This is a genomic window from Mesorhizobium loti (genome assembly GCA_014189435.1).
Taxonomy (GTDB): domain Bacteria; phylum Pseudomonadota; class Alphaproteobacteria; order Rhizobiales; family Rhizobiaceae; genus Mesorhizobium; species Mesorhizobium loti_G.
The window spans coordinates 3,428,408-3,441,756 of record CP050293.1; the positions used below are offsets into that span (position 1 = coordinate 3,428,408).

Sequence of the window (13,349 nt, forward strand, 5' to 3'; positions counted from 1 at the left end):
GGCGACGGAAGGAAGCTGGCGAACCGGCCGACAAGACCGAGATTCGCGTTTCCTCCCGGCACACCCCGTCCGGTCAACTCAGTGATGGCAGGTCTCCTGGCTCGCGGGTCGTTGCGCCATCCTGCCTTCCCAGCCTTGCCGGCCAGTGGCATTCACGGATTTTGCTCGCCGCTTACAGTTGCGGGGGCAGCCACGGCCTCGATCCCTGGGGATCTCACCGTGTTCCCTTTTCACCCCTCGCCTTTCGACTCGGGGACCATCACCGCCTCAGCGTAGTTTTGCGCCGATCGCATCGCAACGGATTTCTCGGACGGAGTGATGGGCCACGTGAGGGAGGCAGACATTGCATGCTCGCAGCTTGTAATAATATAACATTCTAGAAGATATCGCCTAGCGCTGTCAAGCGAAGCGCTTGACGTGTTGGGCCATATCGGTGCGCGAACTGCGACGGGATCAGCGCGGATTGCGCCGGATGCGCAATTTCGATCAAACTGACCGCGCCAGGGAGCGGCATAATGATCTGGCCAATGCGAGGAGAAAAATGAACCCGATCGAGAAAGCGCTGTGGTTCGTCGAGAGCCATCTGCCGGAAGCGATCTCGCTCGACGATGTCGCCCAAAGCAGCGGCGTGTCGCGTTTTCACGTGACGCGGGCTTTCGGGGCTGCCACCGGCCGCTCGGTGATGGGCTACATGCGCTCACGCCGGCTGACCGAGGCGGCGCGCAAGCTGGCCGGCGGGGCGCCCGACATTCTCAGCGTCGCGCTCGACGCCGGCTACAATTCGCATGAGGCTTTCACCCGTGCCTTCCGCGACCAGTTCGGCACCACGCCGGAACTGGTGCGCGCGCAAGGCACACTCGATAAGCTCGACCTCGTGGAGCCGATCCTGATGGACCAGTCCTTCCTCCCCAATCTCGAACCGCCGCGTTTCGAGATCAGCCGGCCGTTCCTCATCGCCGGCCTCGGCGAACGCTACAGCTGCGAAACCAGCGCCGCCATTCCGATGCAGTGGCAGCGCTTCGGCCCCTATATCGGCAACATTCCGGGCGAGACCGGCGATGTCGCCTATGGCGTCTGCGTCAATGGCGACGATGCCGGCAATTTCGACTACATCGCCGGCGTCGAAGTGTCGGACTTTTCCGACCTGCCCAAGGAATTCAGCCGGGTGCGCGTGCCGGCACGGAAATATGCGGTCTTTGTCCACCGCGAACACATCTCGACCATCCGGCGCACGGTCAACACGATCTGGAACAAATGGCTGCCGGCCTCCGGCCACGAGATATCGGATGCGCCGGAATTCGAACGCTACGGCCCCGAATTCGATCCGCGCAGCGGCAATGGCGGGCTGGAGATCTGGATACCGGTGAAGGGCTAGGCGATCACGCCATCGGCAATGCCGGCCAGCGATCGGTGATCCTGCCGCCGGAAAACACCACGATCGATCCGAATTGCTGCAGCACGGCCTCGCTCTGCGTCGGGCGCAGGAAGGCGTAATCGCCTGGCCTTGCCGTCGCATCGGCCGGCAGGCCCATGAATTGCTGGTTGGAAGACAGGCCGAGCAGGCCGTTCGTCATCAAGCCTTCGGGGAACACCGGCTCGGCCATCCATTTGCCGCCATAGAGAAAGCAACCCTTGCTCGGAAACCGGCCAATCGCCCGCAGCAGGCGGGTGACCGCCGGCGGGCCGGGCAGCATCGGCTCGACCACTTTCAGGATCGGCGTGGCGACAAAAGCCGCCGGCTGGAAGCCTTCGAGGCCTGATGTATCGAAGTCGCTGGGCAGCACGAAGGCCGAGCCCATCGACACTTCATTGGCCGCGCCGCCGTGATGAAGCAGCGCGGTCTTGCTGCCGCCGATGTTGAGGATGCCGCGCTGGTCGGCGCCGAGACGAGCGACGAACGCGGCGGCCTGCGCCGACGCCTTTGCCAAGGCTTTCGCCGGCCCACCGAACAGACCCGGAATGAGCGGCGCATGCGCCTCGTAAGCCATGACGCCTTCGCAACGCAGCCGTTTGTAGGCCTGGAGCGCATTCAATGCCCTCGACAAGGCTTCGGGATCAGCAAAGCCGCCGCGATGCAGCCCGACATCGATCTCGAAAGCGATGCGCAGTTCGATGTCGAGTTCGGCTGCCAGCGCGCCATATTCCACCAGTCTCTCCTCGCTGTCGATCAGCCAGCAGACACGCGACCAGTCGGCGTCAGCTTTCACCAGCACCGCCCTTGCCGCGCCGATCGGCATCGGCTTGCCATACAAGAGATCGGCATCCGGAAACGCCTTCAGCACCGCCTCGCTGATCGGCGGATGGAAGGTCATGACGTGATTGGTGCCGAGCGCCTTGCCAATATGCGCAAGCAGCGGCAGGCAGGCGAGTGATTTGTCGACCAACCGCACGGCAAGGCCGGGATCCAGTCGCCGCTTTACCAGGGCAATGTTGCTGTCCAGCCGGTCGCGATCGAGCAGCAGGCAGGGTTGAAAGATGCCAGCTTCCTTCAGCGCATCCGACAGGGTGGAAAAATAGGCGCTCATGTCTCGATGCCGAACAGGCCGGCCATGTAGGGCGAGACGAAGCGGTTTTCCGGATCGATGTCGCGGCGCACCGCCATGGCATCGTCCCAGCGCGGGTAGAGCTTTTTCAGCTCCGCCGCTTTCAGGCTGTGCATCTTGCCCCAATGCGGCCTGCCGCCGTATCTGCGGAAGATCGGTTCGGCCGCCCGCATGAACGGCAGCGGATCGTTCGCCGCGTCATGGTGGATGGCGATCGAGCAGGTGAGCCTGTTGTGGAAGGGCGAGAGCCAGAACTGGTCCGGTGCGACCGAGCGCACCTCCATCGGGAAATAGACCTCGGGAAAACGCTTTTCGGTCAGTTCGATGATCTCGGTCAGCGCCTTCGGCCCCTCCTCGAACGGCAGATGATATTCCATCTCGTTGAATTTGGTCTGGCGGTCGCTGGCATAGACGTTGAGCCAGTCCTGCACGTAGTCCTCGGCCGGCACTTTCGCGACGGCGCCCAGGATCAGCCGGCGGCGTAGCGATGGCAGCCAGGCAAGTGCGGTACGAAGCCTGCGCAACGTCCTCAACCCCGCCTCATCATCATCGGTCGGGCGCGTGGCGGTCTCCGCGGTGCTAAAATCGCTGGCGATGAACTGAGCATGGCCGGAAAACGGAATGTAGTAGAATTCGGCCGAGCGATGCGCGGCCATCATCGTCTCGAAATCGCGCAGCATCTCGGCGATCGGCAGCACCCATTTGCGGCGGCGCAACCGGTAGGTCGCGATGTTGTTCAGCGTCACTTCGCTCAGCACGCCGAAGGCGCCGAGCGCGACGCCGATGGCGTGGATCATGTCCTGATCCCCTGCTCGCTTGAAGTCGCGGACCTTGCCAAGTCCGTCGACGATCTGCACCGTCTCCAGCTGCGTGTGATAGGCGCCGAGCGTCGGTCCCGAGCCGTGCGTGGCTGTACCCAGCGCGCCGCCGATCGCCTGGCGGTCGATGTCGCCCATATTGGGCAGGCCTTGGCCAATGCCTTGCAGGATGTGCATCAGCGGGCCGAGCCGGGTCCCTGCCCGCACCCGTGCCTGCTGTTTTTCGGCGTCGTGCGAGACCAGCCCTTCCAGTCTCTCCAGGGACAGGATCGTGCCCTCGGATTTTACCAGCGGGGTGAAGGAATGACCGGCGCCGACAACGCGCACCGGGCCAGGTGCGGTACGAATGAGATCACCCAGTTCGCCCGCATCGGCGGGGCTGGCGATCAGTTTCGGCTCGGCGCGAACAAAGCCCGACCAGTTGCTCCAGCTGTTCGACATGGCGCTCCCAGTTCAGGCAACGGCGCGGCGGCGCCGCGCCACGAGGACAAACACGACGAGCAGTGCCACGCTGGCAGCAGCACTGGCGGCGGCGAATTCCGGCACCGGCCGGAAATCCTTGCCGTCGATCAGCAATGACGCCGCGATCGGCCCGATCGCCAGGCCGAACAGCTGGGCTGCCGGCACCAGCAGCACGGCGGTGCGCGTCTCGTCGGCGGTGATCGCCAGCCGGATCTGGTAGGGCACGATGAACAAGAGGATGAAGCCCATGACCAGGGCGGCGATCCAGAATGTCGCGAGGCCTGGCCCACTGGCCAGAACCAGGGAGCTGACCATCGCCACGACACCGATCGTGGCGATGGTGGCGCGATAATCGATGCGCGCCTCGAACACGGTCGCCGTCATCGCGCCCAGGACCTGCACCGCGAGGCTGGCCGAGACGATCAGGCCGACGGTGCGGCCATCGATGCCGTATTGGGCGCCAAGCGGCTCCAGAAAGGCCCAGACCGCGCCGAAGAACATGAAGTAGCAGAAGACCGACAGCAGCGCGGTGAGCGAAGGAACCGTCAGCACATTGGCCAGGTTCTCCTCCTTGGGGAGTTCGGCATAGTCACCGGGTACGGTGAAGGCGACCGCCAGCGACGCGACGCAGACGACGGCGAGAACGATGAAGCCGCCCGCCGATCCGGCGGCCGGGATGACATAGAGCGCCAGCAGCAGGGCAAGCGCGCATTGCGCCAACGTCTGCATGGTGACGAAATAGCCGCCGATGCGCTCGGCGCGCCGCGAACGGGCGATCAGTTCGGTGGCGACAGCGACCAGACCGCCTTCGGCGAGTCCGGCCAGGGCGCGGGCCGCTATCAGCGTGCCGGCGCTTGCGGCATAGGCCGTCCACACATTGGCCAGCGCCAGCAGCAGAAGAAGGACGGCACTTTTCCAGCGCATGTTGCGCGCCGAGAGCAGCATCGCCACGACAGCCGAACCGATGGCGATGGCGATCATCTCGGCGGTGGCGACCAGCGCCAGTTCATCGCCGCTGACATGGCCCTCGGTGTAGAGCGCCCCGAGCAGCACCGGCTGCAGGCCTAGAATGAGCAGGCCGACCGAACCGATCCACAGGGCCGCGGCAAGCTGCCAGCCGGTCGGATTGCCGACCAGCCAGTCGCCATTGCCTGCGTGGCCGGTATTTGTCGAAGTCAAAGGCGCCTCCCAACGTCCTTGCCGCGCGGCAAAAAAGCTGACAACCTGTCAGCATTTCAGAAACTGATACTTGATCATATTTTTTGTCAACCGGAATTTGGAAACCCGTGCGAAAGATCGGTGCATGACGGACGTGAAGAGAATGGCGACCGAGCCAAGGCGCAGGCCCAAGCAGGAACGCAGCCGCGAACGCATCGATGCGATCCTGTCGACGACCATGCGGCTGATCGGCGAGAAGGGCATCGACGCCGTCACCATGAAGGAAGTCGGCATGCTGGCGGGCGGGCCGATCGCCACCGTCTACCATTATTTTCCCAACAAATCGGCGATCCTGGCAATGCTCTATGAGCGGTTTTCAGAGGTCAGCCGCGCACGGCTGACAACGATCATCACTGACATCCGCGAAGCGAAGGACGTGATCGTGGCCGCGGACCGGTTGCTTGACGATTACCTCAGCCGTGTTGCCGGCGATCCGGCCATCCAGGATCTGCAGAACGCCATCCAGGCCGACAAGGCGCTCAAGAATCTCGACATCGCCGAAACCCGACATCAAGCCAAAATGTTCTGCGACCATGTCATCGAACTGCTCGCGCCCGAGAAGCGCGAGCAGTTCGAACGCATTGTCCTTCTGATCTTCCAGCTCGCCGGCGGCGTGGTGCGCCTGGCGCTTGCCGAGGGCGAAGCGGAAAGCCGCCGCACGATCGAAGATTACCGTTCGATCATCCACACGCAGCTGCGGCTGTTTCTGTAGGCTGCGATCCGTAGAAAAATTTCACGCTCCCGGTCGGCGCCGCGCGCCTTGACTCTGGCGGGTCAGCGGCCTATTTCAGCGCCACGTTAGCACTCTCCATTGGTGAGTGCTAACCACATGTCCGGCGCCGCCGGATGGAGGAACTGTTTCTCACCGTTCTCATCGAGGAAGAAAAAATGGCAAAGTCGAAGTTCCGCCCGCTTCATGACCGCGTGGTCGTTCGCCGGGTCGAATCCGAATCCAAGACCGCCGGCGGGATCATCATCCCGGACACGGCAAAGGAAAAGCCGCAGGAAGGCGAGATCATCGCTGTCGGCTCCGGCGCTCGTGACGAAGCTGGCAAGCTGGTCCCGCTGGACGTCAAGGCTGGCGACCGCATCCTGTTCGGCAAGTGGTCGGGCACCGAAGTCAAGCTCAATGGCGAAGACCTTCTGATCATGAAGGAATCCGACATCATGGGCATCATCGGCTGAATATCGGCCTCACCGTCAACTGAATTCCCGGGCTTAACCCAAGCCCTTGCCAGGAGCTAAAAATGGCTGCCAAAGACGTAAAATTCTCCCGTGATGCCCGCGAGCGCATGCTGCGCGGCGTCAACATCCTCGCCGACGCGGTGAAGGTCACGCTCGGTCCCAAGGGCCGCAACGTCGTCATCGACAAGTCGTTCGGCGCCCCGCGCATCACCAAGGACGGCGTCACCGTCGCCAAGGAAATCGAGCTTGAAGACAAGTTCGAGAACATGGGCGCGCAGATGGTCCGCGAAGTTGCTTCGAAGACCAACGACATCGCCGGCGACGGCACCACGACCGCAACCGTTCTGGCACAGTCGATCGTCCAGGAAGGCCACAAGGCCGTTGCCGCCGGCATGAACCCGATGGACCTGAAGCGCGGCATCGATCTGGCCGTGACCGAAGTCGTCGCAGCACTTGGCAAGGCTGCCAAGAAGATCAAGACCTCCGAGGAAGTTGCCCAGGTCGGCACGATCTCGGCCAATGGCGACGAGTCGGTCGGCAAGATGATCGCGGAAGCGATGCAGAAGGTCGGCAACGAAGGCGTCATCACGGTTGAGGAAGCCAAGACCGCCGAGACCGAACTCGAAGTCGTCGAAGGCATGCAGTTCGACCGCGGCTACCTCTCGCCCTACTTCGTCACCAACGCCGACAAGATGGTTGCCGAGCTCGAGGACGTCTACATCCTCCTGCACGAGAAGAAGCTCTCCAACCTCCAGGCCATGCTGCCGGTTCTCGAAGCCGTCGTGCAGACCTCGAAGCCGCTGCTCATCATCTCGGAAGACGTCGAAGGCGAGGCTCTGGCCACGCTCGTCGTCAACAAGCTGCGTGGCGGCCTGAAGATCGCCGCCGTCAAGGCGCCGGGCTTCGGTGATCGCCGCAAAGCCATGCTGGAAGACATCGCCATCCTCACCGGTGGCCAGGTCATCTCGGAAGACCTCGGCATCAAGCTCGAGAACGTCGGCCTCAACATGCTCGGCCGCGCCAAGAAGGTGTCGATCTCCAAGGAGAACACCACCATCGTCGACGGCGCCGGCAAGAAGGCCGAGATCCAGGGCCGCGTCGCCCAGATCAAGCAGCAGATCGAAGAGACCACTTCGGACTACGACAAGGAGAAGCTGCAGGAACGTCTCGCGAAGCTCGCGGGCGGCGTTGCGGTGATCCGCGTCGGCGGTGCGACGGAAGTCGAAGTCAAGGAAAAGAAGGACCGCGTCGATGACGCCCTCAACGCGACCCGTGCGGCCGTCGAAGAAGGCATCGTTGCTGGTGGCGGCGTAGCCCTGCTGCGCGCTTCGGCCAACATCAAGGTCACCGGCGTCAACGCAGACCAGGCCGCCGGCATCAACATCGTTCGTCGTGCGCTGCAGGCTCCGGCCCGCCAGATCGCGGCCAACGCCGGTGCGGAAGCATCGATCGTTGCCGGCAAGATCCTTGAGAACAAGGGCGCGACCTTCGGCTACAACGCCCAGACCGGCGAGTATGGCGACATGATCGCCATGGGTATCGTCGATCCGGTCAAGGTCGTTCGCACCGCTCTCCAGGACGCGGCCTCGGTCGCCGGCCTGCTGGTCACCACCGAAGCCATGATCGCGGAGGCTCCTAAGAAGGAGTCGGCTGGCGGCGGCATGCCTGGCGGCATGGGCGGCGGCGGCATGGGCGGCATGGGCGGCATGGATTTCTAATCCAAGCTATCTGGCTTGTGCATACGGAAAGGGCGCCGAAAGGCGCCCTTTCTTGTTTTGCCAGACGTTTACTTCACTAATGGTACTACAAGGACTTGAATTGGAGCGACGCACCGCGCTGAACGCTTGGCGCGACGTCAAACTAATGTTCCCGCTGGCGTCGGAATGGGTGTTGGCTGATGTCTACAGGGCACGGCACTCGTGAATGTTGATTTCAGTGAGCGTGTGTATTATTTTACACGGAGAATGCAGTTGTGGAACGCGATAGCCGCGCCCTGATCAAATTGTTGGAGGCTGATGGCTGGTTCAGAATTGGCGTGACCGGTTCTCACCACCATTTCAAACACCCAACGAAGCCGGGCAAGGTTACAATTCCGCATCCGCGCAAGGACATGCCTACAGGAACCGTTCGCGCTTTGTTGAAGCAGGCGGGCCTCCTGAACCAGAAGTGAGAAGCTTGCGTTACATCGCCTTCATCCACAAAGACCCGGATAGCATCTACGGCGTGAGCTTCCCCGACATGCCTGGCTGCATCTCGGCGGGAGATACGATCGATGAAGCCGTGCGCAACGGCGTAGAGGCGCTGTCCGGCCATGTCCGCATGCTGGAAGCGGACGGCGATCCAGTTCCCCCGCCGCGCGACTTCGATGCCATCATGAGCGATCCCGAACTTGCGGAGGATCGCGACGGCGCCATGACGACTGTCATTCCGCTGATCCGTGATCGCGGATCAACGACGCGGATCAACGTGTCGTTCGATCTGGGCCTGCTCGAAGCTATCGATGCGACGGCTCGTGAACGCGGACAGACACGCTCAGCCTTCCTTGCTTCAGCCGCCCGCAAAGACATTGTAGATTAGCTGCGCAAAGCCCGCGGCCCCCGGCGACCCGCACGACCACATCAGGCGCGTTGCGATATCAGGCCGCGGAAATCGCCGCGTCGCGATTGCGGCCTCCGCCGGCAAGCACCGCGGCTTCAATCAGCGCGGCGACCTCGTCGGCCACGGCCTGCAGCGGGGCGCGGTCGCGGGTGGCGCGGGCGATCACCATCAGCCCTTCCAGCGACGATTCGACCAGCAGCGCCAATGCATGCGCGCGGCGCTCGGGCACCCCTGCCCTGACGAAGGCGTCCCGCAGCAGGCCTATCCACTGTTCGAAGGCCGAGCGGCACAACTCCGCCAGTTCCGGCACGTCGGTCGGCGCGTCCAGCACGACAGGCGCGATCGGACAGCCGAGCGAAAATTGGTTGTCCTCCAGCATGCGCCCAACCGACTGGTAGATATGATGGACGGCCACCGCCGGATCCTTTTCGGCAGCCAGCGCCTCGCCCAGCCTCTCCGTCACGTCGGCAACGCTGGCGCGCGTCACCTCGATGACCAATTGGTCCTTGCCGCCGGGAAAATGGAAATAGAGCGAGCCCCGCGGTGCGCCGCTGGCGCTCAATATGTCGTTGAGCGAAGTGCCGTGATAGCCGCGCTGCCTGAGCAGCAGCCCAGTCGTCTCGAGTATGCGGGTGCGGGTGTCGTTGGCCATGTCAACCTCTGTCAGCAGCACTCATTATAGGCCTTGCACAGAATATGACAATCGGTCTACATAATATGTAGATCAGTCTATATATTTCTGGAGGAGATCGACATGCGCAGCTACCGTCTCCAAGGGTCCCGTGGCACCGAATCCCTGGTGATGCGCGACGAGGCGCAGCCGGAGCCGAAACCGCATGAGATCGTGGTGCGCGTTCGCGCCACCTCGCTCAACCGGCGCGATACGCTGATCCTCAACGGCACCTATCCGCTGCCGCCGCGCCAAGGCGTCGTTCCACTGAGCGACGGGGCCGGCGAAATCGTCGCCATCGGCAATGCCGTCACCCGCTTTGCCGTCGGCGATCGCGTGACCGGCAGCTATTTCGCCCGCTGGATCGACGGCCGCATCAATGCCGGGCTCATCGACCAGCTCGGCTGCACGCTGGACGGCATGCTGACGGAATACGCCGTTCTCGACGAACAATGGGCGGTCCGGCTGCCCGAACATCTCGACTGGCATGAGGCGGCGACGCTGACCTGTGCCGGCCTGACCGCCTGGAATGCGGTGACGGGCGCCGGAATTCCGAAGCCCGGCCAATGGGTTCTGGTCATCGGCTCGGGCGGCGTCTCGCTCTTTGCACTGCAGTTCGCCAAGCTGCTCGGCTGCCGTGTCGTCGCCGTCACCTCGCGCGGCGAGAAAGCCGACAGGCTGCGGGCGCTGGGCGCCGACCTGGTGATCTCGACATCGGATATGCCGCAATGGGGTGCGACCGTCCGCGACCAGACCGGCGGCATCGATCTCGTCGTCGAGACCGGTGGCCCGGCGACCTTCGCCCAGTCGCTGATCGCCAGCACGCTTTACGGGCACATCGTGCTCTTGACGCTGCAGGATGCGCAAGGCGGATCGATCCAGCTGCCGGCGGCACTCTACCAGCGCAGCCTGGCCACCATCAGCCGCCTGTTCGTCGGCAACCGGACCAATCTCGAAGCCATGCTGCGCGCCGTCTCACAGCACCGCCTGCGGCCTGTCATCGACAAGGTCTTCGCCTTCACTGAGGCCGGCGACGCCTACCGCTATTTCCAGCGGGGCGACGTCTTCGGGAAGGTGGTCATCGACGGCGCCTGACCCATCAAGTCCTCTAACCAAGGGAGAACGACAATGACAATTCGTGAAGCATCGGCCAAGTGGCAAGGGACGCTGAAGGAAGGTTCCGGGCGGCTGCGGCTCGGCAGCGGCGTCTTCGAGGGCGCCTATTCCTTCCCGTCGCGTTTCGAAAACGGTCCGGGCACCAATCCGGAAGAACTGATCGCCGCAGCGCATGCGGGCTGCTTCTCGATGGCGCTGAGCGCCATATTGGGCCGCGCCAATCATGTCCCGACAAGCATCGGCACCGTCGCCAAGGTGCATCTCGGCGCAACCGCTGCCGGGCCGACGATCACCCGCATCGAGCTCGAAACCGAGGTAGAGGTCGCGGGACTCGCCGAAGATGAATTCGAGCGCCTTGCACAGTCCGCCAAGGCAGGCTGCCTCGTCTCACGGGCCCTTGCCGGCGTGTCTCAGATCACCCTCAAGGCGACGCTCGTCGAAGCCATCAAAGACCAATGAAGCCAGGAGAAAGAAGATGACACAGGAGCTTGTCATGGACGCAACCGCGAACGATCTGTCACGGCAAACGGCCGAGATCATGCGGCGCTACAACGACGTATTCCAACGCCATGATCCCTCTGCACTCGCCGAGCTGGTGGCTGAGGATTGCGTGATCGAAAACACCGTGCCAGCGCCGGACGGCGCCCGTCATGCCGGCAAGGCGGCGTGCGTCGGGCTTTGGACGGCGATAGCAACCCAGGCCGGCACGCGCTTCGATATCGAGGAAACCTTCATCGCCGGCGAGCGGGCGACGATCCGCTGGCGCTATTTCATGGCCGACGGCAATTCGCTGCGCGGCGTCAACCTCATGCGCGTGGCCGACGGGCGGATCGTCGAAGCAATGGGCTACGTCAAGGGGTAGCGCCGGCCGGCGCTACCGATCCGCCAGTGCCAGCCTGGCGCCGAAGGTGCGGCGAACCAAGTCAGCGCCATGGGTCGGCGGGCCTTCCGCCAATCCATATTGACGCACGTGGACGGCCGACCGCAGAAATATAATCCACTCCTAAAATACTTCAATCTGTGCTAAAATCGAGCACGACCGCCATTCGACGATCGAGAAAGACCATTAGGGAGGACTCGTGTGATGAACATCAGAACCGCCTGCTTTGGAGCACTCGCATTGGCTGTCTTCAGCGGCACGGCGCTTGCCGGGGCGCTCGACTCGCCCAAGATGATGGAACCGTTCTTCACCGATTCGGGCATGAAGACGATGAAGTCCGACGATGAAATGAAGGCCGCTTGGGCAGCGATGTCCAAGGACGATCAGGCCATGATGACGAAGGAATGCCAGGACGCTGCGATGAGCAAACCATACGCGCCGTTCTGCGAAAAATTGAAGGCTCTCGGCGGCGCAAACTAATGATTGCCTTCGCCCGGAGTTGAAGAATGCAGATGAAGGCGAGCCCTGGGCTCGCCTTCTGACTATCTGGGCAGGGATTTTGCGCAGAGACGACAGGATCCGCGAACCGGTTTCTACCGATCCGCCAGCGCCAGTTTGGCGCCGAGCATGACGAAGGCACCGGCGAAGGTTCGGCGCATCCAGGTCAGCACCATCGGCCGCGACACGACATGGCTGCGGATCGATGCGGCGAAGACGCCGTAACCGACGAAAACCACGAAGGTCAAAAGCATGAAGACGGAGCTGAGCTCCAGCATCTTCGACAGCGCATTGGGCTCGGTGGTGCTGACGAATTGCGGCAGGAAGGCGAAGAAGAAGATCGACAGTTTCGGATTGAGCACGTTGACGAGTATGCCGGTGGCGATCACCTTGCCGGCCGAGCGTGGCGTCACATCCTGCTCGACGCTCAGGCCGCCCTTTTCCTTCAGCGTGTTCCAGGCCATGTAGAGCAGATAGGCGACGCCGAGATATTTCAGCGTCTCGAAGGCGATCGCGCTGGTGTGCAGCAGCGCCGCCAGGCCGGTGATGGCGGCGGCCATATGCGGGATGATGCCGAGCGTGCAGCCGAAGGCGGCGATGATCGAGGCCCGCGCGCCGCGCGAGAGGCCGGCGCTCAGCGTGTAGAGAACGCCGGTGCCGGGCGAAGCCACGACGATCAGCGACGTCAACAGAAATTCGATGCTCATGAAATCCTCCGCTGCCCTGCCCGCCGCGGAAGGTATCGGGACGGACAATGGCGCACAAGCGGCGGCGAGCTTAATCTCCCCCTTGCGGGGAAGATTGGCAGCTACACCGGCAATCCGTGCGCCCGGCGTGCCATCAGGCAATCGTCGTCACCAGGCATGCAGGCGCGGCAGACATCCGGGCGGACGTCATAGATGCCGCAAGCAGTCGACTTGCCGATCTCGCCGGACAGCGCCGAGCAGCGCACGCCCTCGCAACGCATGCCGGACAGATTGGCCGCTATATATTTTTCCGGGATGCGGTCGAGCTGCGCATCATCCTCGGTGGAAAAGCGCGGCCACTCGGCCGAATAGGAACAGCAGGCGCCGCAGCTCTGGCAGTCGAACGGAGCAGCGGTGCTGCGTTGCGACGCCAAAAGGCTTGCGGCAGTCACCAAGGCAGACAGCCCTGGCGCGGCAGGATTGCGATCGGCGTCATTCGGCAAGGCGCTATTTCTTCTTGCCCGTCTTGCGCGACGAGGCTTCGGTCGGCGACTTGAAGAGATCGGTCGCGGTCTCGGCAGCCCCATCGCCTTTCGGCGCGGCAGCCGGCTTGGCCGGCTTTGCGGCGGCGGCCGGGGCTGCCGGCTGGTCCTTGGCGGAGAATTTTATGGCCAT

At 63.2% G+C, this 13,349-nt stretch carries 17 protein-coding genes and 1 riboswitch; of the genes, 10 read left to right on the forward strand and 7 right to left on the reverse strand.

The annotated features are described in order from the left end of the window. Positions 1–68: 68 nt before the first annotated feature. Positions 69–276: riboswitch (cobalamin riboswitch) on the reverse strand. A 265-nt stretch (positions 277–541) separates the two neighbouring features. Next, positions 542–1,375 (forward strand): AraC family transcriptional regulator, encoded by an 834-nt coding sequence (locus HB777_16810; GenBank protein QND65396.1) that lies wholly within the window; start codon positions 542–544, stop codon positions 1,373–1,375. Positions 1,376–1,379: 4 nt separating this feature from the next. Here the strand turns inward: HB777_16810 and HB777_16815 are convergent, their stop codons facing one another. Genes HB777_16815 through HB777_16825 form a run of 3 tightly spaced genes read right to left on the reverse strand, consistent with a single transcriptional unit; the run spans position 1,380 to position 5,002 of the window. Then, on the reverse strand, positions 1,380–2,525 hold the full coding sequence (locus HB777_16815) for a DSD1 family PLP-dependent enzyme (protein QND65397.1): 1,146 nt from the start codon (positions 2,523–2,525) through the stop codon (positions 1,380–1,382). After that, entirely contained in the window at positions 2,522–3,802 is a 1,281-nt protein-coding gene (locus HB777_16820) for an FAD-binding protein (protein QND65398.1), read from the reverse strand. Before HB777_16820 ends, HB777_16815 begins: the two co-directional genes overlap by 4 nt. 12 nt (positions 3,803–3,814) lie before the next feature. Next, positions 3,815–5,002 (reverse strand): MFS transporter, encoded by a 1,188-nt coding sequence (locus HB777_16825; protein QND65399.1) that lies wholly within the window; start codon positions 5,000–5,002, stop codon positions 3,815–3,817. A 124-nt stretch (positions 5,003–5,126) separates the two neighbouring features. Here HB777_16825 and HB777_16830 point away from each other — a divergent pair, with 124 nt between their 5' ends. The 5 genes from HB777_16830 (at position 5,127) to HB777_16850 (ending at position 8,803) form a co-directional block, all read left to right on the forward strand. Beyond that, complete coding sequence (locus HB777_16830; protein ID QND65400.1) at positions 5,127–5,753, forward strand: TetR/AcrR family transcriptional regulator; 627 nt, start codon at positions 5,127–5,129, stop codon at positions 5,751–5,753. 176 nt (positions 5,754–5,929) lie between these two features. Next, positions 5,930–6,226 carry a co-chaperone GroES gene (locus HB777_16835; GenBank protein ID QND65401.1) on the forward strand — a complete coding sequence of 99 codons (297 nt, stop codon included), beginning with the start codon at positions 5,930–5,932 and terminating at the stop codon, positions 6,224–6,226. Between the two features lie 62 nt (positions 6,227–6,288). Then, the gene (gene groL / locus HB777_16840; protein QND65402.1) at positions 6,289–7,944 is read left to right on the forward strand and encodes a chaperonin GroEL; all 1,656 of its coding nucleotides are present in this window, start codon (positions 6,289–6,291) and stop codon (positions 7,942–7,944) included. 254 nt (positions 7,945–8,198) lie between these two features. After that, positions 8,199–8,396, forward strand: coding sequence for a type II toxin-antitoxin system HicA family toxin (locus HB777_16845; protein ID QND65403.1), 198 nt, complete (start codon positions 8,199–8,201; stop codon positions 8,394–8,396). 5 nt (positions 8,397–8,401) lie between these two features. Then, positions 8,402–8,803, forward strand: coding sequence for a CopG family transcriptional regulator (locus HB777_16850; protein ID QND65404.1), 402 nt, complete (start codon positions 8,402–8,404; stop codon positions 8,801–8,803). Positions 8,804–8,861: 58 nt separating this feature from the next. Here the strand turns inward: HB777_16850 and HB777_16855 are convergent, their stop codons facing one another. Further along, the gene (locus HB777_16855; GenBank protein ID QND65405.1) at positions 8,862–9,476 is read right to left on the reverse strand and encodes a TetR/AcrR family transcriptional regulator; all 615 of its coding nucleotides are present in this window, start codon (positions 9,474–9,476) and stop codon (positions 8,862–8,864) included. Positions 9,477–9,578: 102 nt separating this feature from the next. On the opposite strand from HB777_16855, the gene HB777_16860 reads away from it, so the two are divergent. From HB777_16860 to HB777_16875, 4 genes are all read left to right on the forward strand, one after another. Then, positions 9,579–10,589 (forward strand): NAD(P)-dependent alcohol dehydrogenase, encoded by a 1,011-nt coding sequence (locus HB777_16860; protein QND65406.1) that lies wholly within the window; start codon positions 9,579–9,581, stop codon positions 10,587–10,589. Between the two features lie 33 nt (positions 10,590–10,622). Beyond that, a complete protein-coding gene (locus tag HB777_16865; GenBank protein QND65407.1) occupies positions 10,623–11,069 on the forward strand; it encodes an OsmC family protein in 447 nt (148 codons plus the stop codon). A gap of 16 nt (positions 11,070–11,085) precedes the next feature. Next, the gene (locus HB777_16870; GenBank protein QND65408.1) at positions 11,086–11,472 is read left to right on the forward strand and encodes a nuclear transport factor 2 family protein; all 387 of its coding nucleotides are present in this window, start codon (positions 11,086–11,088) and stop codon (positions 11,470–11,472) included. Between the two features lie 222 nt (positions 11,473–11,694). After that, positions 11,695–11,970 (forward strand): hypothetical protein, encoded by a 276-nt coding sequence (locus tag HB777_16875; protein QND65409.1) that lies wholly within the window; start codon positions 11,695–11,697, stop codon positions 11,968–11,970. 113 nt (positions 11,971–12,083) lie between these two features. On the opposite strand, the gene HB777_16880 is transcribed toward HB777_16875, so the two are convergent. The 3 genes from HB777_16880 to HB777_16890 form a co-directional block, all read right to left on the reverse strand. Continuing rightward, on the reverse strand, positions 12,084–12,695 hold the full coding sequence (locus HB777_16880; protein ID QND65410.1) for a LysE family translocator: 612 nt from the start codon (positions 12,693–12,695) through the stop codon (positions 12,084–12,086). Between the two features lie 101 nt (positions 12,696–12,796). After that, positions 12,797–13,126, reverse strand: a complete 330-nt coding sequence (locus HB777_16885) for a YkgJ family cysteine cluster protein (GenBank protein QND68797.1) — start codon at positions 13,124–13,126, stop codon at positions 12,797–12,799. Between the two features lie 55 nt (positions 13,127–13,181). After that, positions 13,182–13,349 carry a hypothetical protein gene (locus HB777_16890; GenBank protein ID QND65411.1) on the reverse strand — a complete coding sequence of 56 codons (168 nt, stop codon included), beginning with the start codon at positions 13,347–13,349 and terminating at the stop codon, positions 13,182–13,184.

Coding starts and splice junctions, on each gene's coding strand:
- HB777_16810 (QND65396.1), top strand. CDS start 542: ATGAACCCGATCGAGAAAGCGCTGTGGTTCGTCGAGAGCCATCTGCCG.
- HB777_16815 (QND65397.1), bottom strand. CDS start 2,525: ATGAGCGCCTATTTTTCCACCCTGTCGGATGCGCTGAAGGAAGCTGGC.
- HB777_16820 (QND65398.1), bottom strand. CDS start 3,802: ATGTCGAACAGCTGGAGCAACTGGTCGGGCTTTGTTCGCGCCGAGCCG.
- HB777_16830 (QND65400.1), top strand. CDS start 5,127: ATGACGGACGTGAAGAGAATGGCGACCGAGCCAAGGCGCAGGCCCAAG.
- HB777_16835 (QND65401.1), top strand. CDS start 5,930: ATGGCAAAGTCGAAGTTCCGCCCGCTTCATGACCGCGTGGTCGTTCGC.
- groL (QND65402.1), top strand. CDS start 6,289: ATGGCTGCCAAAGACGTAAAATTCTCCCGTGATGCCCGCGAGCGCATG.
- HB777_16855 (QND65405.1), bottom strand. CDS start 9,476: ATGGCCAACGACACCCGCACCCGCATACTCGAGACGACTGGGCTGCTG.
- HB777_16860 (QND65406.1), top strand. CDS start 9,579: ATGCGCAGCTACCGTCTCCAAGGGTCCCGTGGCACCGAATCCCTGGTG.
- HB777_16865 (QND65407.1), top strand. CDS start 10,623: ATGACAATTCGTGAAGCATCGGCCAAGTGGCAAGGGACGCTGAAGGAA.
- HB777_16870 (QND65408.1), top strand. CDS start 11,086: ATGACACAGGAGCTTGTCATGGACGCAACCGCGAACGATCTGTCACGG.
- HB777_16875 (QND65409.1), top strand. CDS start 11,695: ATGAACATCAGAACCGCCTGCTTTGGAGCACTCGCATTGGCTGTCTTC.
- HB777_16880 (QND65410.1), bottom strand. CDS start 12,695: ATGAGCATCGAATTTCTGTTGACGTCGCTGATCGTCGTGGCTTCGCCC.
- HB777_16890 (QND65411.1), bottom strand. CDS start 13,349: ATGGCCATAAAATTCTCCGCCAAGGACCAGCCGGCAGCCCCGGCCGCC.